The organism is Streptomyces sp. TLI_146 (assembly GCF_002846415.1).
Lineage (GTDB): Bacteria > Actinomycetota > Actinomycetes > Streptomycetales > Streptomycetaceae > Streptomyces.
Genome location: NZ_PJMX01000001.1, coordinates 5,277,446 through 5,298,110 on the forward strand (window position 1 = coordinate 5,277,446; position 20,665 = coordinate 5,298,110).

Sequence of the window (20,665 nt, forward strand, 5' to 3'; positions counted from 1 at the left end):
GAGACGACCGGTCGTTCGAATCGGTTCGCCGTCGTACGCCGTGGATCCGGCCCGGCCGAGTGATCCCGCGCACGTCACGCTCTACCCTGCTGTGCGACCGTACTTGACGGCATGGGGGAGAGCAGATCGCGATGCAGCCGCTCGAAACCGGCGAACCGCGCACCATCGGCGCCTACCGACTGCTCGGCCGGCTCGGTGCGGGCGGCATGGGCCGGGTCTATCTGGGCCGCAGCGCCGGAGGCCGCACGGTCGCCGTGAAGGTGGTCCACCCGCACTTCGCCCTGGACGAACAGTTCCGCGCCCGGTTCCGCCACGAGGTCGAGGCGGCCCGCCGGGTCGGCGGCGCCTGGACCGCGCCGGTCCTGGACGCCGACCCCGAGGCCTCGGTGCCGTGGGTCGCCACCGGCTATGTGGCCGGTCCCTCGCTGACCCAGGCCGTCACCGCGCACGGGCCGCTGCCCGAGCACACGGTCCGCGCGCTGGGCGCGGGGCTCGCGGAGGCGCTGGCGGCGGTGCACGCGCTGGGGCTCGTCCACCGCGATGTGAAGCCGTCCAACGTGCTGCTCACCCTCGACGGCCCCCGGCTGATCGACTTCGGCATCGCCCGCGCCACGGACGGCACGGCCTCGCTCACCGCGACGGGCGTCTCGATCGGCTCGCCCGGCTATATGTCGCCCGAGCAGATCCTCGGCAAGGGCGTCACCGGCGCCGCCGACGTCTTCTCGCTGGGCGCGGTCCTGGCGTACGCGGCGACGGGCGCGCCCCCGTTCCCGGGCGACTCCTCGGCCGCGCTGCTCTACAAGGTGGTGCACGAGGAGCCCGAGCTGGACGGGCGGCTCGACGGGGAGCTGCGGGCGGCGGTCGACGCGTGCCTCGCCAAGACGGCGGCGGACCGCCCCGCCCCGGCCGAACTGGCCCGGCGGCTCGCCCCGGGCGGCGCGGCCGCGCTGGTCGCGGGCGGCTGGCTGCCGGGGGCGCTGGTGGAGGAGGTCAGCCGGTCGGCGGTGCGGCTGCTCGACCTGGAGCCGGAGGCGCCGCCGTCGGACACGCAGGGGTCGGGCCCGGTGGCGTTCACCAGCCCGGCGGTGGGGGTGTTCGGCCCGCCGGACGCGTCGTATGGGGCGGGGGCCGGTGCTTCTGCTCCTGCTCCTGCTCCTGCTTCGCAAGGCTCGTACGCGTACGGCAATGGCAACGGGAGCGGCGGTGGCGGTGGCAGTACGGGTTCCGTCGCCGATGCCGTGCCCGCGCCGCGTACGCCCGAGCCGCCCGCCGCCCCGCCCCGCGTCTCGCTCTCCGTCGGGACCGCCGTCGAGCCGGGGGAGCGGGGCCGGGGCCGGAAGATGAGCTGCACGGTCGCGCTGGCCGTGGCGGGGGCGGTGGCTGCCGCGTCCGTCGGCGCCGCGTTCCTCTTCGACCTGATGCCGGGCGGCGACCAGAAGCACGACTCGGCGGCGTCCAGCGGCCCGACCAAGTCGAGCGAACCGGGGGACGCGGGCACGGGCGCGACCGGCGGCCCGGCGGTGTCGGAGGTGCCGAAGGCGTTCCTGGGGACCTGGAAGGGCCCGATGACGGAGTCCACGACCGGGCAGCCGCACGGCGATCTGACGGCGGTGTTCAAGGCGGGCGCCACCGGCGAGGACGTCCTGCGCACCTCCTCCAAGATCACCGTGATCGGTACGACGGTGGAGTGCTTCGGGGTGGGCAAGCTGGTCTCCGGCACGGCGCAGCGCGTGACGATCGAGGAGCGCACGGACACGACCCGCCAGGGCACGGCGGGCCTGTGCACCACCGGCACGGCCACGCTGGTCTTCACCCGCAACTCGGACGGCACGCTCAAGTACGAGTCGAGGGAGCTCGGCGCGGGCAACCCGTACGCGACGCTGGTCAAGGAGACGGGCTGAGGGGACGGGCGGCAGGGGACGGTCCTCGGTCCGGGGGTGGTCCCCGGGCCCCGGACCGAGGCCGGGGAGCCCCGCTGGCGTAGGCTGGCGGTCCGTCCGCAACCCTGCCGAAAGGGACACCCCGGTGACTGAGAAGGCCGACCTTCAGTCCGTCCTCGACCGTGCCGCCGCGGGCGGGCGCATCACCCCCGAAGAGGCGCTCGACCTCTACCGCTCGGCGCCGCTGCACGCGCTGGGCGCCGCCGCCGACGCGGTGCGCCGCCGCCGGTACGCCGGGACCGAGCACATCGCCACGTACATCATCGAGCGCAACATCAACTACACGAACGTGTGCGTCACGGCGTGCAAGTTCTGCGCCTTCTACGCGGCCCCCAAGGACACCAAGAAGGGCTGGACCCGCGACCTCGACGACATCCTGCGCCGCTGCGCGGAGACCGTCGAGCTGGGCGGCACCCAGATCATGTTCCAGGGCGGCCACCACCCGGACTTCGGCGTCGAGTACTACGAGAAGCACTTCAGCGCCATCAAGCAGGCCTTCCCGCAGCTGGTCATCCACTCCCTCGGCGCGTCCGAGGTCGAGCACATGGCCCGTATCTCCGGGGTCCCGGTCGAGGAGGCGATCCAGCGCATCCACACCGCCGGGCTCGACTCCTTCGCGGGCGCCGGCGCCGAGCTGCTGCCCGCGCGACCGCGCAAGGCGATCGCCCCGCTCAAGGAGAGCGGCGAGCGGTGGCTGGAGATCATGGAGATCGCACACGGGCTCGGCGTCGAGTCGACGTCCACCATGCTGATGGGCACCGGCGAGACCAACGCCGAGCGCATCGAGCACCTGCGGATGATCCGCGACGTACAGGACCGCACGGGCGGCTTCCGCGCGTTCATCCCGTACACCTACCAGCCCGAGAACAACCATCTGAAGGGCCGGACGCAGGCGAGCGTCTTCGAGTACCTGCGGATGATCGCGGTCGCGCGCCTGTTCATGGACAACATCGCGCACATCCAGGGCTCCTGGCTCACCGTCGGCAAGGAGGCGGGCCAGCTGTCGCTGCACTACGGCGCGGACGACCTCGGCTCGATCATGCTGGAGGAGAACGTCGTCTCCTCGGCGGGCGCCAAGCACCGCTCCAACCGCATGGAGATCATCGACCTGATCCGCAAGGCGGGCCGCGTTCCGGCGCAGCGCGCCACGACGTACGAGCACCTGCTCGTCCACGACGACCCGGCGAACGACCCGGTCGACGAGCGCGTCATGTCGCACATCTCGTCCACCGCGATCGAGGGCGGCACCGCCCATCCCGAGCTGAAGCTGCTCGCGTCGAACTGACGCCGTGCTGACGATTCACGCCCCCGCCGCGGGCGACGCGGTCGTGGTCGAGGGCTCGGTGGTGGCCGCGATCGGGCCGTACGAGGAGCTGGCGGCGGCGTACCCGGCGGCCCGGGTGCGGCGGTGGCCGGGGGTGCTGGTGCCCGGCCTGGTCAATCCGTACGGGCCCGAGCTCCTGGAGCAGACCTACCACCCGGATCCCCGTGAGGCCGACGAGCTCGGTGTCGACCCGGTGCCGGTGTTCTTCACGGACGAGGCGCGCTTGGGCGCGAGCGCCCGGCGTGGGGTGCAGCGGATGCTGGCGTGCGGGGTGGTGGCGGTTTCCGGGGAGTTGCGGGTGCGGGCGGTGGTGGAGGCGGTCCGGCGCTCGGGCGTCGCCGTGGTGCCGCGCGTGTCCGTTCCGGCCGGGACGCCGTCGCTGGCGGCGGGGGATTCGTTGCCGCCGCTGCGGGTGGGGGGCGGGGCGCGGTTCGCGGTGTTCGAGGGGGCGGGGTGTGTGGCGACGGTGTTGGGGGGCCGGCTGGTGTACCGGGCGCGTTGATTTCCCCCACCCCGCCCCTTCCCGAAACTCTCCGAGGGATCCCGTTCGTCCGCGGACCGGTGGACGGCTGGTCGCGCAGTTCCCCGCGCCCCTAAGAATGCCGCTGCGCGGCAATCCCCTGGGCGCCCCGAAGGGTCGCTTCCAGGGGCGCGGGGAACTGCGCGAGCAACCGGGCACGGTCCGCAGGCGAACGAGGGTTTTGAGGGGCGCGGGGAACTGCGCGAGCAACCGGCCACGGTCCGCAGGCGAGCGAGGGTTTGGGGGCGCGGGGAACTGCGCGAGCAACCGGCCACCGGCCCGCAGGCGAACGAGGGTTTGGGGGCGCGGGGAACTGCGCGAGCAGCCCGTCACCGGCCCGCAGACGAACACCGGGCAAAAGGGGGGCGTGGGCGCCCGGGGCGGAGCCCCCAGGCACAATGAGGGGGTGACCCGCGCATCTCTGGACAAGCAGCCGCACGAAGTCGCCACGATGTTCGACGACGTCGCCGCGAACTACGACCGAACCAACGACGTGCTCTCGCTCGGCCAGGCCCGCCTGTGGCGCAAGGAGGTCGCGAAGGCGGTCGACGCGCGCCCGGCGCAGAAGGTCCTAGACCTCGCGGCCGGTACGGCCACGTCCTCCCTCCCCTTCGCCGCCACCGGCGCGTACGTCGTCCCGTGCGACTTCTCCCTCGGCATGCTGAAGGTCGGCAAGGGACGCCACCCCCACCTGCCGTTCACGGCCGGTGACGCCACGAAGCTCCCCTTCAAGGACGACACCTTCGACGCCGTCACCATCTCCTTCGGGCTACGCAACGTCCAGGACACCGACACCGCCCTGCGCGAGCTGTTCCGGGTGACCCGCCCCGGCGGCCGCGTGGTCATCTGCGAGTTCTCGCAGCCGACCTGGAAGCCGTTCCGTACGGTCTACAGCGAGTACCTGATGCGGGCGCTGCCCCCGGTCGCCACGGCGGTGTCGTCGAACCCGGACGCGTACGTCTACCTCGCCGAGTCCATCCGCGCCTGGCCCGACCAGCCCGCACTGGCCGCGCGCCTCCAGCAGGCCGGCTGGTCCAAGGTCGCCTGGCGCAACCTCACCGGCGGTGTGGTCGCGCTGCACCGCGGCTACAAGCCCCAGTAACCCGGCGGGCACGACCACCGTGGACTACCAGGCCGTCCTGCACCAGATCGCCGACGACGTCGCGCCCCTCGTCGGGCGCGGCACGCCCGCCGCGTACATCCCTGCCCTCGCCGACGTCGACCCGTCCCGCTTCGGGATGGCCGTCGCCGACCTCGACGGCAAGGTGTACGGGGTGGGGGACTGGCAGCGGCCGTTCTCCGCGCAGTCGATCACCAAGGTCTTCACGCTCGCGCTGGCGCTCGCGCGCGGCGGCGACACGCTCTGGGAGCACGTCGGCCGCGAGCCGTCGGGCAATCCGTTCAACTCGCTCGTGCAGTTGGAGTACGAGAACGGGATCCCGCGCAATCCGTTCATCAACGCGGGCGCGCTGGTCGTCACCGACCGGCTCCAGACCCTCACCGGGGACGCCAGCAGCGAGCTGCTGGAGTTCCTGCGCGAGGAGACCGGCAACCCGGAGCTCGCGTTCGACGCGGTGGTGGCCGAGTCGGAGTCGGCACACGGCGACCGGAACGCGGCCCTGGCCCACTTCATGGCCTCGTACGGCAATATCGCCAACGACGTACCGACGCTGCTCGACCACTACTTCTGGCAGTGCGCCATCGAGATGAGCTGCGCGGACCTGGCGCTGGCGGCGCGCTTCCTGGCCCGCCACGGCCTGCGCGCCGACGGCTCGCGGCTGCTGTCGCGCAGCGAGGCCAAGCAGATCAACGCGGTGATGCTGACCTGCGGGACGTACGACGCGGCGGGCGACTTCGCGTACCGGGTGGGGCTGCCGGGGAAGAGCGGCGTGGGCGGCGGGATCGTCGCGGTCGTGCCCGGCCGGTGCACGCTGTGCGTGTGGAGCCCGGGGCTGGACGCGCGGGGCAACTCGGTGGCGGGCGTGGCGGCCCTGGACCGCTTCACGACCCTGACGGGCCTGTCGGTGTTCTGATTCCCTAAAGCCCTGGGCGGGCTGCCGGGGACGTTGCCCCCGGACCCCCTGTTTTCGCCTGCGGACCGTAGCTGGCTGGTCGCGCAGTTCCCCGCGCCCCTGAATGCGCCCCTTCGGGCCGCCCAGGGGATCGCCGCGCAGCGGCATTCTTGGGGCGCGGGGAACCGCGCGGGCAACCGGCCACAACCCGTAGACAAAGACCGGGCCAGAAAGGGGCGCGGGGCTGTGACATTTGCGGCTCCGCCGCGCGGGCGCGACCAGCCCACCACGGCCCGCAGACGAACCGCGCACCAAGTTGGCTGAAAGCCGCTCACCCCCCGGTGTTTAGGCGCGGCAGCGTCACAGCGCCAGCCGAAAGCAGTACCCCTCCCGCTCGGACAAGGGCGTCCGGAACGTCTCGGCAAGCCGCATCCCCAACCGCCGGGTAACGGCGACGGACCGCTCGTTGCGGGCATCCACCATGGCCACCACCCCGCCGACCCCGGCGCCCCGCACCCGCTCCACCGCGACCCGCGCCGCGGCCGTCGCGTACCCCCGCCCCCACGCCCGCCGGGCGAGCCGCCAGCCGATCTCGACCTCCCCGACCGGCCCCCAGGCGTGCGGCCACGGCTGGGCGCCGGTGAAGCCGATCACGGAGTCGTCCTCGTCGAGCAGCGTCCACAGGCAGAACCCCCGCTCGGCGTCGTGCATCCGCTGGCGCGCCGTCAACTCCTCGTACACCGAAAGCTCCGCCGACCTGCCCCCGTGGAACTCCATGACCTCCGGGTCGTCGAACACCTCGTGCCAGGCCCAGGCGTCCTCCTCGGTCGGCACACGCAGCCGTACGACGGGCGGCGACGGCAGGGACTTCTCCTCGGGCGAGCTCATAGCGGGGCAACCCTTCGCGATAACGATCAACAGCCACCCATAGACTGCACATGTCCTGTGCTTTCCGGCATGCCAAATCGAGTCTTCGGGAGATCCCGCTGTGACCGAGCCCCTCTCCGAACACACCGCGGATGTGATCGTCGTCGGGGCCGGCCCCGCCGGGTCGACCACGGCGTACTACCTGGCCAAGGCCGGACTCGACGTACTCCTGCTGGAGAAGACCGCCTTCCCGCGCGAGAAGGTGTGCGGCGACGGGCTCACCCCGCGCGCCACCAAGCAGCTGGTCGCCATGGGCATCGACATCTCCGAAGAGGCCGGCTGGCTGCGCAACAAGGGCCTGCGCATCATCGGCGGCGGCGTCCGCCTCCAGCTGGACTGGCCGGAGCTCGCCAGCTACCCCGACTACGGACTCGTCCGCAAGCGCGACGACTTCGACGAGCAGCTGGCCCGCCAGGCCCAGAAGGCCGGCGCGCGGCTGTACGAGCGGTGCAACGTCGGCAGCCCGATCATCGACGACCGCACCGGCCGCATCACCGGCGTCAACGCCAAGCTGGGCGAGGAGAAGACCGAAGTCGCCTTCCACGCCCCGCTCGTGGTCGCCGCCGACGGCAACTCGACCCGGCTCTCCCTCGCGATGGGCCTGCACCGCCGCGAGGACCGCCCGATGGGCGTCGCCGTACGGACGTACTTCGAGTCGCCCCGCCACGACGACGACTACCTGGAGTCCTGGCTGGAGCTGTGGGACCGGCGCGGGCCCGGCGAGGACCGGCTGCTGCCCGGCTACGGCTGGATCTTCGGCATGGGCGACGGCACCTCCAACGTCGGCCTCGGCGTGCTCAACACCTCCGACTCCTTCAAGGAGCTGGACTGGCGCGAGGTCCTCAAGGCCTGGTGCGCCTCGATGCCCGAGGACTGGGGCTACACCCCGGAGAACATGACCGGCCCGATCCGCGGCGCCGCGCTCCCCATGGCCTTCAACCGTCAGCCGCACTACACCAAGGGCCTGTTGCTGGTGGGCGACGCGGGCGGCCTGGTCAACCCGTTCAACGGCGAGGGCATCGCCTACGCCATGGAGTCGGGGCAGATCGCCGCGGACGTCATCGTCCAGGCGCACGCCCGCGCGACCCCGGCCCAGCGCGAGCTGGCGCTGCACAACTACCCGAAGATCCTCAAGGACACCTACGGCGGCTACTACACGCTGGGCCGCGCCTTCGTGAAGCTCATCGGCAACCCGAAGGTCATGAAGATCGCCACCCAGCGCGGCCTGACGCACCCGGTGCTGATGAAGTTCACCCTGAAGATGCTGGCGAACCTGACCGACCCCACGGGCGGCGACGCGATGGACCGCATCATCAACGGGCTGTCGAAGGTGGCCCCGAAGGCCTGAGAAGGCCCCCTGCGCGGCGAAAGGGCCGGTGCCCCCTCTCGGGGAGCACCGGCCCTCTCGTATGCCTGTGAGCGCCGCGACTAGAGGACGCGGACCGCGCCGCTCGGCCGGTCCCAGTCCATGCTGCGCTCGACCACACCGGTCGAGGAGTTCTGCGCGCCGACGAACTTGCCGCCGCCGACGTAGATGGCCACGTGGTACGCGGAGCCCGAGCCGCCCCAGTACAGGATGTCGCCGGCCTGGAGGTTGGACAGCGAGACCTGGCGGCCGGTGGCCGACTGGTCCTGCGAGACGCGCGGCAGGTCGATGCCCACCTGGCGGTACGCGGCCTGCACGAGGCCCGAGCAGTCGTACGCGCTGGAGCCCGTGGCACCCGACACGTACGCCTTGCCGACCTGCGCCAGCGCGAAGTTCACGATGGTGGCGGCGGAGCCCGTGGCGCTGGAGGACGACGTGGTGGTGGAGCTGCTGCTGCCACCGGTCGACGCGCTCAGGGTGGTGCGCGCGGAGGAGCGGGAGGCGCGCTCGGCGGCGTCCGCCTTCGCCTTGGCCTCCGCCTTGGCCTTCTTCTCCGCCTCGGCCTTGGCGTCCGCGTCGGCCTTCGCCTTCTTGGCGACCTTCGCGGCGCTGGAGGCGGCCGCGTTCTGCTGGGCCTTCAGCTGGAGGTCGGCGGCGACCTGCTGGGTGGCCTCGGCGGAAGCGGCGGCGGTGCTCGCGAGCCCGGTCGTGAGCGTGGGCATCTCGATGGTCTCGGTCACCGGCTCGGCGGCGTGCGCCGGACCGGTGGCGCCTGCCACCGCGATGGTGCTGAGGACGCCACCGGCAACTCCGGCACGGAGCGCGAGCTTGGAGGCGCTGCGGCGGGGCTTCCGGTGGCTGGGTATGTGAGCGGTGTGGGACATGAGGACAACCGCTATCAGGGGTTCACGGTTCCCTTCAAGAAACGTGTGCTGCGCCACAGTTGCGGTCGGAAGGGACGAATCCGCTTCCTCCGCGCCCTTATTGACGCCGTAACGGGCAATCCGGGCATGCGCGATCACGGCTGTGATCATGTGGTTTTTATAAAAAGTCCGAATTGCCCGTCGCCTACCATCCGTTCACACCGTTGGCCAAGCCCGGTTTAATCCGTGACGGTTTCCTGTGACGCAGGTCACTTCGTATCCGGGTGTCGGCCGCGCCGTGACCGGCCCGTGATCAGTGAGGCGGGGGTGGGGCGGGCGGTGGGGTCGTCGGGCGATCGGCTCGCGGTCGGTTCTAGATCACTTCGAGCCGACTCCGGACCGATCCCGGACCGGCTCGGCGTTAGTGAACGCGTGCACAGGTCCACCCTTCGGCAGCGCTCTCACCCGCATGAGTGAGCCGCGATCCTTTACCACTCGAACGAGTCCATCGCCAATTTGCCTGTAGGGCCCATGTCTTGATAGTGCCGCACCCCTTGCGACCAGCGGTAACAGGAGTGGATGCTACGCCTTGTGATCACTCGGCCGCTTCGGGTGTGAAGATCACTGCTCATCCGACTTCATGATCCTTCGTCAGGTGGTGGAGATCACAAAGCCGTTGGCGTACCCCGTGTCGCAGATCACAGACCACCGGGCATAGGATGCGGTGCAGTCGGGCTTGTGAACTGCCTCACATGTGCGCGATCTTCGCGCGGCGAGGGGGCGGCAGCGGCGCCCGTGTGCGGTCCAACGGTCAAGGACGACTGGAAGGAGCGAGGAGCGTGAATGCCTACGCGCCCATCCTCGTGCTCGGCGCCCTAGGGGCTGGGTTTGCGATCTTCTCCGTGGTCATGGCCACGCTTATCGGCCCAAAACGGTACAACCGGGCGAAACTTGAGGCGTACGAGTGCGGCATCGAACCGACTCCCACGCCGGCCGGAGGCGGCCGCTTCCCCATCAAGTACTACCTGACGGCGATGCTCTTCATCGTCTTCGACATCGAGATCGTCTTCCTCTACCCCTGGGCCGTCACCTTCGACGCCCTGGGGGTTTTCGGGCTCGTGGAGATGCTGCTCTTCGTGCTCACCGTCTTCGTCGCCTACGCGTACGTGTGGCGGCGCGGCGGCCTGGAATGGGACTGAGGGGCTGAGGGGCACCTATGGGACTCGAAGAGAAACTGCCGAGCGGCTTTCTGCTGACCACCGTCGAACAGGCCGCGGGCTGGGTGCGCAAGGCGTCCGTCTTCCCCGCCACCTTCGGCCTGGCCTGCTGCGCCATCGAGATGATGACGACCGGCGCCGGACGGTACGACCTGGCCCGCTTCGGCATGGAGGTCTTCCGCGGCTCGCCGCGCCAGGCGGACCTGATGATCGTGGCCGGCCGGGTCAGCCAGAAGATGGCGCCGGTCCTGCGGCAGGTCTACGACCAGATGCCCAACCCCAAGTGGGTCATCTCCATGGGGGTTTGCGCATCCTCGGGCGGAATGTTCAACAATTACGCGATTGTGCAGGGCGTCGACCACATTGTGCCGGTCGACATCTATTTGCCCGGTTGCCCGCCGCGGCCCGAGATGCTGATCGACGCGATCCTCAAGCTCCACCAGAAGATCCAGGGCTCCAAGCTCGGGGTGAACGCGGAGGAGGCCGCCCGCGAGGCGGAGGAGGCCGCCCTCAAGGCGCTGCCCACCATTGAGATGAAGGGGCTGCTGCGGTGAGCGACGACCGTACTCCCGAGGCGCCGGAGAACGGCGGCCTGCCCGCCCAGCGCGACGACACCGGCGACACCATCGGCGTCCGCAGGGGCATGTTCGGTGCGGCCAACGGCGGCGACACCAGCGGCTACGGCGGCCTGGTGCGCACCGTGACCCTCCCGGGCGCCTCCTCCCGCCCCTACGGCGGCTGGTTCGACGAGGTGGCCGACGAGCTCGAAGGCGCGCTGGAGGAGCAGGACCTGCTCCCCGAGAACGCCATCGAGAAGACCGTCGTCGACCGCGGCGAGCTGACCTTCCACATCGCGCGCGAGCACCTTGTACGCGTGGCACGCACCCTGCGCGACGACCCGGCCCTGCGCTTCGAGCTCTGCACGGGCGTCAGCGGCGTGCACTTCCCCGGCGACAAGGGCCGCGAGCTGCACGCCGTCTACCACCTGCGCTCGCTCACCCACGGCCGGCTGATCCGGCTCGAAGTCACCGCCCCGGACAGCGATCCGCACCTTCCGTCCCTGGTCGGCGTCTACCCGACCAACGACTGGCACGAGCGCGAGACCTACGACTTCTTCGGCCTGGTCTTCGACGGCCACCCCGCCCTCACCCGGATCATGATGCCGGACGACTGGCAGGGCTTCCCGCAGCGCAAGGACTACCCCCTCGGCGGCATTCCCGTCGAGTACAAGGGCGCCCAGATCCCGGCTCCGGACCAGCGGAGGTCGTACAGCTGATGAACACCGACAGCGCAACTTCGCGCGCTTCCGCCAGGGAGACGACGGAGGGGACCGTATATACGGTCACCGGCGGCGACTGGGACGAGGTCGCCCGCACCGCCGCCCGCGCCGACGACGAGCGCATCGTCGTCAACATGGGCCCCCAGCACCCCTCGACGCACGGCGTGCTCCGCCTCATCCTGGAGATCGACGGCGAGACGGTCACCGAGGCCCGCTGCGGCATCGGCTATCTGCACACCGGCATCGAGAAGAACCTCGAATTCCGCACCTGGACGCAGGGCACCACCTTCGTCACGCGCATGGACTACCTGACGCCGTTCTTCAACGAGACGGCGTACTGCCTGGGCGTGGAGAAGCTGCTCGGCATCACCGACCAGATCCCCGACCGCGCCTCGGTCATCCGGGTGCTCCTGATGGAGCTGAACCGGCTCTCCTCGCACCTGGTCTGCATCGCCACCGGCGGCATGGAGCTCGGCGCCACCACGATCATGATCTACGGCTTCCGGGACCGCGAACTCATCCTCGACGTCTTCGAGCTGATCACCGGTCTGCGCATGAACCACGCGTTCGTCCGCCCCGGCGGTCTCGCCCAGGACCTGCCCCCGGGCGCGGTGGACCAGCTCCGCGAGTTCGTGAAGACGATGAAGAAGAACCTGCCGGAGTACGACAAGCTCGCCACCGGCAACCCGATCTTCAAGGCCCGTATGCAGGACGTCGGGTACCTCGACCTGACCGGCTGCATGGCGCTCGGCGCGACGGGACCGATCCTGCGCTCCGCGGGCCTGCCGCACGACCTGCGCAAGACCGACCCGTACTGCGGCTACGAGACCTACGACTTCGAGGTCCCCACCGCCGACAGCTGCGACGCCTACGGCCGCTTCCTGGTGCGGCTGGAGGAGATGCGCCAGTCGCTGCGGATCGTCGAGCAGTGCCTGGACCGGCTCGCGCCCGGACCGGTCATGGTCGCCGACAAGAAGATCGCCTGGCCCGCCCAGCTCGCGCTGGGCCCGGACGGACTCGGCAACTCCCTCGACCACATCAAGAAGATCATGGGCACCTCCATGGAGTCCCTGATCCACCACTTCAAGCTGGTGACCGAGGGCTTCCGCGTCCCCGTCGGACAGACGTACGCGGCCGTCGAGTCGCCCAAGGGCGAGCTCGGGGTGCACGTCGTGAGCGACGGCGGCACCCGCCCCTACCGGGTCCACTTCCGCGACCCGTCCTTCACCAATCTCCAGGCCATGGCGGCGATGTGCGAGGGCGGCCAGGTCGCCGACGTCATCGTCGCCGTCGCGTCCATCGACCCCGTGATGGGAGGCGTCGACCGGTGACCGAGACCACGCCGACGAGCCTGGGCATGCCCCAGCTGCCCGCGCCCGACTTCCCGGCCGACGTCCGGGCCCGGCTCGAAGCGGACGCCAAGGAGGTCATCGCCCGCTACCCGGACAGCCGCTCCGCGCTGCTGCCGCTGCTGCACCTCGTGCAGTCGGAGGAGGGCCATGTCTCCCGCACCGGGATGCGCTTCTGCGCCGAGATGCTGGACCTCACGACCGCCGAGGTGACCGCCGTCGCCACCTTCTACACGATGTACCGGCGCAAGCCCTCCGGCGACTACCAGGTGGGCGTCTGCACCAACACCCTGTGCGCGGTGATGGGCGGCGACGCCATCTTCGACGAGCTCAAGCACCACCTCGGCGTCGGCAACGACGAGACCACCCCCGACGGCAAGGTCACGCTCGAACACATCGAGTGCAACGCCGCCTGCGACTTCGCGCCCGTGGTGATGGTCAACTGGGAGTTCTTCGACAACCAGACCCCCGAGTCGGCCAAGCGCCTGGTCGACGACCTGCGCGCGGGCAGGCCGGTGGAGCCCACCCGCGGGGCCCCGCTGTGCACCTACAAGGAGACCGCCCGGATCCTGGCCGGCTTCCCCGACGAGCGCCCCGGCGCCGTCGCGGCGAGCGGTGGCGCGGGCCCGGCCTCCCTGGTCGGCCTGCGCCTGGCGAAGGGCGAGGCCCCGCACCCGCGCGTGGTCCACCCGCGCGGCGAGGGCCCCCGCGGCGAGGAACCGCAGCCCGGCGCCGAGCACTTGAGCTCGCACGACGCACCGCAGCAGACCTCTGCGTCCGACCCCGCGCACCCGGCGGGCCCGGTCGACGAGGAGGGGGAGTGATGACCTTGGCAGCCGAACTGAGTGGGAACGGGAACGGAAGCAGCCCCGAGAAGCTGCTGGCACCCGTGCTGTCGGCCTTCTGGGACCAGCCCGAATCCTGGACCCTGGAGACCTACCGCCGGCACGACGGCTATGAGGGGCTGCGCAAGGCCCTGGCCATGTCGCCGGACGACCTCATCGCGTACGTGAAGGACTCCGGGCTGCGCGGCCGGGGCGGCGCGGGCTTCCCCACGGGCATGAAGTGGCAGTTCATCCCGCAGGGCGATGGCAAACCGCACTATCTAGTTGTCAACGCCGACGAGTCGGAGCCCGGGACCTGCAAGGACATCCCGCTCCTCTTCGCCAACCCGCATAGCCTCATCGAGGGCATCGTGATCGCCTGTTACGCGATCAGGTCGTCGCACGCGTTCATCTATCTGCGCGGGGAAGTCGTCCCCGTACTGCGGAGGCTGCACGAGGCCGTGCGGGAGGCCTACGCGGCCGGCTACCTCGGCAAGGACATCCTGGGCAGCGGTCTCGACCTCGAACTCACCGTGCACGCGGGCGCGGGCGCGTACATCTGCGGTGAGGAGACCGCCCTGCTGGACTCCTTGGAAGGCCGTCGCGGTCAGCCCCGGCTGCGTCCCCCCTTCCCTGCGGTCGCCGGTCTCTACGCGTGCCCCACTGTTGTCAACAACGTCGAGTCCATCGCCAGCGTTCCCGCGATCCTCACTCGCGGAAAAGACTGGTTCAAATCGATGGGGAGCGAGAAGTCCCCGGGCTTCACGCTCTATTCGCTCAGCGGGCACGTCGCCAACCCCGGCCAGTTCGAGGCCCCGCTCGGCATCACGCTGCGCCAGCTGCTCGACATGAGCGGCGGGATGCGCCCGGGCCACCGGCTCAAGTTCTGGACCCCGGGCGGCTCCTCGACCCCGATGTTCACCGACGAGCACCTCGACGTCCCGCTGGACTACGAGGGCGTGGGCGCGGCCGGCTCGATGCTGGGCACCAAGGCGCTCCAGTGCTTCGACGAGACCACCTGCGTCGTACGGGCGGTCACCCGCTGGACCGAGTTCTACGCCCACGAGTCCTGCGGCAAGTGCACGCCGTGCCGCGAAGGCACCTACTGGCTCGTCCAGTTGCTCCGCGACATCGAGGCGGGCAAGGGCGCCATGGGCGACCTCGACAAGCTCAGTGACATCGCCGACAACATCAACGGCAAGTCGTTCTGCGCGCTCGGCGACGGCGCCGCCGCGCCCATCTTCTCCTCGCTCAAGTACTTCCGCGCGGAGTACGAGCAGCACATCACGGGCCGGGGCTGCCCCTTCGACCCGGCCAAGTCGACCCTGTGGGCCGACAGCCCGCACCGCACCACGGAGGTGAACGCATGACGGTGACGACTGGCGCTCCCTCCAGCGGCGGAGAGGCGGCGGTGCCGCCCGAGGACCTGGTCTCGCTGACCATCGACGGCATCGAGATCAGCGTCCCCAAGGGCACGCTGGTGATCCGGGCCGCCGAGCAGCTCGGCATCGAGATCCCCCGGTTCTGCGACCACCCGCTGCTCGACCCGGTCGGCGCCTGCCGTCAGTGCATCGTGGAGGTGGAGGGCCAGCGCAAGCCGATGGCGTCCTGCACCATCACCTGCACCGACGGCATGGTGGTCAAGTCGCAGCTGACGTCGCCGGTGGCCGAGAAGTCCCAGCGCGGGGTGATGGAGCTGCTGCTCATCAACCACCCGCTGGACTGCCCGGTCTGCGACAAGGGCGGTGAGTGCCCGCTGCAGAACCAGGCGATGCAGGTCGGCGACCCCGACACCCGCTTCGAGGGCCACAAGCGTACGTACGAGAAGCCGGTGCCCATCTCGACGCAGGTGCTGCTCGACCGGGAGCGGTGCGTGCTGTGCGCCCGGTGCACCCGGTTCTCCGAGCAGATCGCGGGCGACCCGATGATCGAGCTCCTGGAGCGCGGCGCGCTCCAGCAGGTCGGCACCGGCGAGGGCGACCCCTTCGAGTCGTACTTCTCCGGCAACACCATCCAGATCTGCCCGGTCGGCGCGCTGACCTCGGCGGCGTACCGGTTCCGCTCGCGCCCCTTCGACCTGGTCTCCTCGCCGTCGGTGTGCGAGCACTGCGCGGGCGGCTGCGCCACCCGCACCGACCACCGGCGCGGCAAGGTGATGCGCCGCCTGGCGGCCAACGACCCCGAGGTCAACGAGGAATGGCTGTGCGACAAGGGCCGGTTCGCCTTCCGGTACGCGCAGAAGCCGGACCGTCTGACCACCCCGCTGGTGCGCAACGCGGCCGGTGAGCTGGAGCCCGCCTCCTGGCCCGAGGCGCTGGAGGCGGCCGCGGCCGGGCTCATGGCGGCCAGGGGCCGGGCCGGGGTGCTCACCGGCGGGCGGCTGACCGTCGAGGACGCCTACGCGTACGCCAAGTTCGCCCGGATCGCCCTCGACACCAACGACGTCGACTTCCGCGCGCGCGTGCACTCGGCCGAGGAGGCCGACTTCCTGGCGGCGAAGGTCGCCGGGCGCGGCCACCTCACCGGCGAGGGCGTCACGTACGCCTCCCTGGAGAAGGCGCCCGCGGTGCTGCTCGTCGGGTTCGAGGCGGAGGAGGAGGCGCCCGGCGTCTTCTTGCGGCTGCGCAAGGCCTGGCGCAAGCACGGCCAGCGCACCTTCTCGCTGGCCACGCATCTCACCCGCGGCCTGGCCAAGGCGGGCGGCACGCTGCTGCCCGCCGCGCCCGGCACCGAGACCGAGTGGCTGGACGCGCTGGCGGGCGGGGTGGGCCTGGACGGCGAGGGCTCGGCCGCCGCCACGGCGCTGCGGGCCGAAGGGTCCGTCATCGTCGTCGGCGAGCGGCTGGCGGCCGTGCCGGGCGCGCTGACCGCGGCCGTACGGGCCGCCGCCGCGACCGGCGCCGAACTCGTGTGGATCCCGCGCCGGGCCGGCGAGCGGGGCGCCATCGAGGCGGGCGCCCTGGCGGCGCTGCTGCCCGGCGGGCGCCCGGCCACCGATCCACGCGCGCGTGAGGAGGTGGCCGCCGCCTGGGGCGTACGCGAACTGCCGCACCGCTTCGGACGGGACACCGGCCAGATCGTGGAGGCCGCGGCCACCGGCGAGCTGGGCGCGCTGCTCGTCGCGGGTGTCGACCCGGCCGACCTGCCGGATCCGGCACGCGCGCGTGAAGCACTCTCCGGCGCCTTCGTGGTCTCCCTTGAGCTGCGGCCGAGCGAGGTCACCGAGCGGGCGGACGTGGTCTTCCCGGTCGCGGCCGTCGCCGAGAAGTCCGGCTTCTTCCTCAACTGGGAGGGCCGGGCGCGGATGTTCGAGGCCGCGCTGAAGCCCGAGCAGATGACCCGGCGCCTGGCGCCCGCCGACGCGCGCGTGCTGCACATGCTGGCGGACGCCATGGACGTCCACCTGGCGCTCCCGGACAACCGCGCCGCGCGCGCGGAGCTGCGGGGTCTGGGCCACTGGGACGGGCCGCGCGCCACCGAGCCGCTGGAGACGGCGCACGCGCTGCCCCGGCCCGCCGACGGCGAGGCGGTCCTCGCGGGCCACCGGCTGCTGCTCGACCTCGGCACCCTCCAGGAGGGCGACGAGGCGCTGGCCGGGACCCGGCACGCGGCCCCGGCCCGGCTCTCGGCGGCCACGGCGGCCGAGACCGGCGTCAAGGACGGCGACCTGCTCCAGGTGAGCGGCCCCGCGGGCGCGGTCCGGCTGCCGCTGAAGGTCACCGAGATGCCCGACCGGGTGGTGTGGCTGCCGCTCAACTCGACCGGCACCGGCGTGTACGCGGACACCGGCGCCGTCCCGGGCCAGGTCGTCCGCATCGGCCCGGCGGCACCGGACGCCGCCACCGCCGCACCGGAGGTGCAGCCGTGACCGACTTCCCCGTCCGCCCCGCGGCACCGGGCGCCGCCGTCCACGTACCGGAGGTGCGAGCGTGACCCCGACCTTCCTCGCGGCCGAGGACCTCTCCCTGTTCGGCCGCGACCCCTGGTGGCTCATCGCCCTCAAGGCCGTGTTCTGCTTCGCTTTCCTGATGGTGACCGTGCTGTTCTCGATCGTCTGGGAACGCAAGGTCGTCGCCTGGATGCAGCTGCGCATCGGGCCCAACCGGCACGGCCCCTGGGGGATGCTCCAGTCCCTCGCCGACGGCATCAAACTGATGCTGAAGGAAGACGTCATCGTCAAGCGGGCCGACAAGGTGGTCTACGTCCTGGCCCCGATCGTCGCCGCGATCCCGGCCTTCATGGCGATCGCCGTGATCCCGTTCGGGCCGTCCGGCAACGAGGTCTCGATCTTCGGCCACCGCACCACGATGCAGCTCACCGACCTGCCGATCGCGATGCTCTACATCCTCGCGTGCGCCTCGGTCGGCATCTACGGGATCGTGCTCGCGGGCTGGTCCTCCGGCTCCACGTACCCGCTGCTCGGCGGGCTCCGCTCGTGCGCGCAGATGATCTCGTACGAGATCGCGATGGGCGCCGCGTTCGCCTCGGTCTTCCTCTACTCGGGGTCGATGTCGACCTCGGAGATCGTCGCCCAGCAGCACGACCGCTGGTACATCGTGCTGCTGCCGGTCTCCTTCATCATCTACGTGGTCACGATGGTGGGCGAGACCAACCGCGCCCCCTTCGACATGCCCGAGTCCGAGGGCGACCTGGTCGGTGGCTTCAACACCGAGTACTCGTCGATCAAGTTCGCGCTGTTCATGCTGGCCGAGTACGTCAACATGGTCACCGTCTCGGCGGTGTCGACCACCCTCTTCCTGGGCGGCTGGCGGGCCCCGTGGCCCGTGTCCACCTTCTGGGAGGGCGCCAACCACGGCTGGTGGCCGATGCTCTGGTTCGTCATCAAGGTCCAGCTGCTGCTGTTCTTCTTCATCTGGCTGCGCGGCACGCTGCCCCGCGTCCGCTACGACCAGCTGATGAAGCTCGGCTGGAAGGTCCTCATCCCCGTCTCGGTCGTCTGGCTGATGCTGGTGGCGACCGTGCGCGCGCTGCGCAACGACGGCCACGACTTCTCCAAGATCGTGCTGTACGTCGGGGGCGCGGTCGTCGCGGTCCTGCTGATCTCGCTGGTCGCGGACGTGTTCCGGGGCCGCAAGGAGGAGTCGGCGGCCGAGGACGGGCCGCCCGCCTTCGACCCGATGGCGGGCGGGTTCCCGGTGCCGCCGCTGCCCGGACAGACCCTTCCGCCGGTGCCACGCCGACGCCCCAGGCAGGAGCGGGAGTTGGTTGTCAGTGGTGGGTCCGATACTGAGAGTGACCGTGACGGAAGGGAGGACGAGGGTGTCTGAGTCATCGGAACCGGCGGAGCCCGCGGGCTCGGCGGAGTCGTCCGAGGGGAAGTTCCTGAACCCCGTGGCCGGCTTCGGCGTGACCTTCAAGGCCATGTTCAAGAAGCGGCTGACCGAGCAGTATCCGGAGCAGCAGAAGACCACGGCCCCCCGCTTCCACGGGCGCCACCAGCTCAACCGGCACCCGGACGGCCTGGAGAAGTGCGTCGGCTGCGAGCTGTGCGCCTGGGCCTGCCCGGCCGACGCGATCTATGTGGAGGGCGCGGACAACACGGACGAGGAGCGCTACTCGCCGGGCGAGCGGTACGGAATCGTCTACCAGATCAACTACGCCCGCTGCATCCTGTGCGGGCTGTGCATCGAGGCGTGTCCCACGCGCGCGCTGACGATGACCAACGAGTTCGAACTGGCCGACAGCAGCCGCGCGAACCTGATCTACACCAAGGAGCAGCTGCTCGCCGGGCTCGAAGAGGGCATGGTCGACTCGCCGCACGCGATCTACCCGGGCATGACCGAGGGCGACTACTACCGGGGCCTGGTCACCGAGGCCGCGCCCGGCACGGTCCGCCAGGTCGCCGTCTCCAAGGGCGAGCAGCCGGCCGACGGAGAACAGCCCGAGGAGGTGGACGCGTGATGCAGCTCGCCGTCTCCGCCACGACGACCTCCACCGGGGAGGCGTTCCAGTTCTGGGTGCTGGGCACCGTCGCCGTCATCGGCGCGCTGTGCACCGTACTGATGAAGAAGGCCGTGCACAGTGCGCTGTGCCTGGCCGGGACCATGATCATCCTGGCGGTCTTCTACCTGGCCAACGGGGCGTACTTCCTGGGGATCGTCCAGGTCGTCGTCTACACCGGCGCGATCATGATGCTCTTCCTCTTCGTGGTGATGCTGGTCGGTGTCACCGCCGCCGACTCGCTGAAGGAGACCATCAAGGGTCAGCGCGTCTGGGCCGCGGTCTGCGGGATCGGCTTCGGGGTGCTCCTCATCGCGGGCATCGCCAACGCCTCCCTGAAGCACTTCGACGGACTGAAGCAGGCCAACGCGGGGGGGAACGTGGAGGGCCTGGCCGCCCTCATCTTCACCAAGTACGTGCTCGCCTTCGAAATCACCGGCGCCCTGCTGATCACCTCGGCGATCGGCGCGATGGTGCTCACGCACCGCGAGCGCACCGAGCGCGCCAAGACCCAGCGCGAGCTCTCCGAGCAGCGCGTGAGCGACGGCAAGCACCTGCCGCCGCTGCCCGCCCCGGGTGTCTACGCCCGGCACAACGCGGTGGACATCGCGGGCCTGCTGCCCGACGGCACACCGTCCGAGCTCACCGTCAACCAGACGCTGCGCGGCCGGGGCCAGATCCGCGACGTGTCCAGCGAGGCGCTGTCCGACCTGAAGGCGCTGGAGCAGCGCTCCACCGAGCGGCTCGGCCGTGAAGAGGAGGCCGCGAAGTGAACCCCGTCAACTACCTGTATCTGTCCGCCCTGTTGTTCACCATCGGCGCGGCCGGTGTGCTCATCAGGCGGAACGCGATCGTGGTCTTCATGTGCGTCGAGCTGATGCTCAACGCCTGCAACCTCGCGTTCGTGGTCTTCTCCCGGATGCACGGCAACCTCGACGGCCAGATCATCGCCTTCTTCACGATGGTCGTCGCCGCCGCGGAGGTCGTCGTCGGGCTCGCGATCATCGTGTCGCTCTTCCGTTCCCGCCACTCGGCCTCGGTCGACGACGCCAGCCTGATGAAGCTCTGAGGGGTCGCTGAATC

At 70.8% G+C, this 20,665-nt stretch carries 19 protein-coding genes; 17 read left to right on the plus strand and 2 right to left on the minus strand.

The window, feature by feature from the left end; translation table 11 throughout:
- Window positions 1-131: 131 nt before the first annotated feature.
- From BX283_RS23650 to BX283_RS23670, 5 genes are all read left to right on the plus strand, one after another.
- Window positions 132-1,901 carry a serine/threonine-protein kinase gene (locus BX283_RS23650; RefSeq protein WP_101389524.1) on the plus strand — a complete coding sequence of 590 codons (1,770 nt, stop codon included), beginning with the start codon at window positions 132-134 and terminating at the stop codon, window positions 1,899-1,901.
- Between the two features lie 124 nt (window positions 1,902-2,025).
- A complete protein-coding gene (gene mqnC, locus BX283_RS23655; protein WP_101389525.1) occupies window positions 2,026-3,225 on the plus strand; it encodes a cyclic dehypoxanthinyl futalosine synthase in 1,200 nt (399 codons plus the stop codon).
- 4 nt (window positions 3,226-3,229) lie between these two features.
- The gene (locus BX283_RS23660; protein WP_101389526.1) at window positions 3,230-3,766 is read left to right on the plus strand and encodes a hypothetical protein; all 537 of its coding nucleotides are present in this window, start codon (window positions 3,230-3,232) and stop codon (window positions 3,764-3,766) included.
- Between the two features lie 424 nt (window positions 3,767-4,190).
- Window positions 4,191-4,886: a demethylmenaquinone methyltransferase gene (locus BX283_RS23665; RefSeq protein WP_101389527.1), complete on the plus strand. Its 696-nt coding sequence runs from the start codon at window positions 4,191-4,193 to the stop codon at window positions 4,884-4,886.
- Between the two features lie 19 nt (window positions 4,887-4,905).
- On the plus strand, window positions 4,906-5,817 hold the full coding sequence (locus BX283_RS23670; RefSeq protein ID WP_101389528.1) for a glutaminase: 912 nt from the start codon (window positions 4,906-4,908) through the stop codon (window positions 5,815-5,817).
- Between the two features lie 339 nt (window positions 5,818-6,156).
- On the opposite strand, the gene BX283_RS23675 is transcribed toward BX283_RS23670, so the two are convergent.
- The gene (locus tag BX283_RS23675) at window positions 6,157-6,684 is read right to left on the minus strand and encodes a GNAT family N-acetyltransferase (protein ID WP_101389529.1); all 528 of its coding nucleotides are present in this window, start codon (window positions 6,682-6,684) and stop codon (window positions 6,157-6,159) included.
- A 100-nt stretch (window positions 6,685-6,784) separates the two neighbouring features.
- On the opposite strand from BX283_RS23675, the gene BX283_RS23680 reads away from it, so the two are divergent.
- Window positions 6,785-8,071, plus strand: a complete 1,287-nt coding sequence (locus BX283_RS23680; protein WP_101389530.1) for a geranylgeranyl reductase family protein — start codon at window positions 6,785-6,787, stop codon at window positions 8,069-8,071.
- A gap of 80 nt (window positions 8,072-8,151) precedes the next feature.
- Here BX283_RS23680 and BX283_RS23685 read toward each other — a convergent pair whose 3' ends face one another.
- Window positions 8,152-8,973, minus strand: coding sequence for a C40 family peptidase (locus BX283_RS23685; RefSeq protein WP_101389531.1), 822 nt, complete (start codon window positions 8,971-8,973; stop codon window positions 8,152-8,154).
- 818 nt (window positions 8,974-9,791) lie between these two features.
- Here BX283_RS23685 and BX283_RS23690 point away from each other — a divergent pair.
- The 11 genes from BX283_RS23690 to nuoK all read left to right on the plus strand — a co-directional run bounded on the left by BX283_RS23690 (window position 9,792) and on the right by nuoK (window position 20,651).
- Window positions 9,792-10,151, plus strand: a complete 360-nt coding sequence (locus BX283_RS23690; RefSeq protein WP_007383963.1) for an NADH-quinone oxidoreductase subunit A — start codon at window positions 9,792-9,794, stop codon at window positions 10,149-10,151.
- A 17-nt stretch (window positions 10,152-10,168) separates the two neighbouring features.
- Window positions 10,169-10,723 carry an NADH-quinone oxidoreductase subunit B family protein gene (locus BX283_RS23695; RefSeq protein WP_067163033.1) on the plus strand — a complete coding sequence of 185 codons (555 nt, stop codon included), beginning with the start codon at window positions 10,169-10,171 and terminating at the stop codon, window positions 10,721-10,723.
- Entirely contained in the window at window positions 10,720-11,445 is a 726-nt protein-coding gene (locus tag BX283_RS23700) for an NADH-quinone oxidoreductase subunit C (RefSeq protein ID WP_101389532.1), read from the plus strand. Before BX283_RS23695 ends, BX283_RS23700 begins: the two co-directional genes overlap by 4 nt.
- On the plus strand, window positions 11,445-12,779 hold the full coding sequence (locus BX283_RS23705) for an NADH-quinone oxidoreductase subunit D (RefSeq protein WP_101389533.1): 1,335 nt from the start codon (window positions 11,445-11,447) through the stop codon (window positions 12,777-12,779). The genes BX283_RS23700 and BX283_RS23705 overlap by 1 nt, the downstream gene beginning before the upstream one ends.
- Window positions 12,780-12,805: 26 nt before the next feature.
- Entirely contained in the window at window positions 12,806-13,621 is an 816-nt protein-coding gene (gene nuoE, locus BX283_RS23710; protein WP_101392539.1) for an NADH-quinone oxidoreductase subunit NuoE, read from the plus strand.
- Window positions 13,621-14,991 carry an NADH-quinone oxidoreductase subunit NuoF gene (nuoF, locus tag BX283_RS23715; protein ID WP_101389534.1) on the plus strand — a complete coding sequence of 457 codons (1,371 nt, stop codon included), beginning with the start codon at window positions 13,621-13,623 and terminating at the stop codon, window positions 14,989-14,991. Before nuoE ends, nuoF begins: the two co-directional genes overlap by 1 nt.
- The gene (locus BX283_RS23720) at window positions 14,988-17,489 is read left to right on the plus strand and encodes an NADH-quinone oxidoreductase subunit G (RefSeq protein ID WP_101389535.1); all 2,502 of its coding nucleotides are present in this window, start codon (window positions 14,988-14,990) and stop codon (window positions 17,487-17,489) included. Before nuoF ends, BX283_RS23720 begins: the two co-directional genes overlap by 4 nt.
- A gap of 61 nt (window positions 17,490-17,550) precedes the next feature.
- Entirely contained in the window at window positions 17,551-18,909 is a 1,359-nt protein-coding gene (gene nuoH / locus BX283_RS23725; protein ID WP_101389536.1) for an NADH-quinone oxidoreductase subunit NuoH, read from the plus strand.
- Entirely contained in the window at window positions 18,902-19,543 is a 642-nt protein-coding gene (nuoI, locus tag BX283_RS23730; protein ID WP_101389537.1) for an NADH-quinone oxidoreductase subunit NuoI, read from the plus strand. Before nuoH ends, nuoI begins: the two co-directional genes overlap by 8 nt.
- Window positions 19,543-20,355: an NADH-quinone oxidoreductase subunit J gene (locus BX283_RS23735; protein ID WP_101389538.1), complete on the plus strand. Its 813-nt coding sequence runs from the start codon at window positions 19,543-19,545 to the stop codon at window positions 20,353-20,355. Before nuoI ends, BX283_RS23735 begins: the two co-directional genes overlap by 1 nt.
- The gene (gene nuoK, locus BX283_RS23740) at window positions 20,352-20,651 is read left to right on the plus strand and encodes an NADH-quinone oxidoreductase subunit NuoK (RefSeq protein WP_067163047.1); all 300 of its coding nucleotides are present in this window, start codon (window positions 20,352-20,354) and stop codon (window positions 20,649-20,651) included. The genes BX283_RS23735 and nuoK overlap by 4 nt, the downstream gene beginning before the upstream one ends.
- The last annotated feature ends 14 nt before the right edge of the window (window positions 20,652-20,665 follow it).

Coding starts and splice junctions, on each gene's coding strand:
- BX283_RS23695 (WP_067163033.1), top strand. CDS start 10,169: ATGGGACTCGAAGAGAAACTGCCGAGCGGCTTTCTGCTGACCACCGTC.
- nuoE (WP_101392539.1), top strand. CDS start 12,806: ATGCCCCAGCTGCCCGCGCCCGACTTCCCGGCCGACGTCCGGGCCCGG.
- BX283_RS23705 (WP_101389533.1), top strand. CDS start 11,445: ATGAACACCGACAGCGCAACTTCGCGCGCTTCCGCCAGGGAGACGACG.
- BX283_RS23720 (WP_101389535.1), top strand. CDS start 14,988: ATGACGGTGACGACTGGCGCTCCCTCCAGCGGCGGAGAGGCGGCGGTG.
- nuoF (WP_101389534.1), top strand. CDS start 13,621: ATGACCTTGGCAGCCGAACTGAGTGGGAACGGGAACGGAAGCAGCCCC.
- BX283_RS23685 (WP_101389531.1), bottom strand. CDS start 8,973: ATGTCCCACACCGCTCACATACCCAGCCACCGGAAGCCCCGCCGCAGC.
- BX283_RS23650 (WP_101389524.1), top strand. CDS start 132: ATGCAGCCGCTCGAAACCGGCGAACCGCGCACCATCGGCGCCTACCGA.
- BX283_RS23675 (WP_101389529.1), bottom strand. CDS start 6,684: ATGAGCTCGCCCGAGGAGAAGTCCCTGCCGTCGCCGCCCGTCGTACGG.
- BX283_RS23735 (WP_101389538.1), top strand. CDS start 19,543: ATGCAGCTCGCCGTCTCCGCCACGACGACCTCCACCGGGGAGGCGTTC.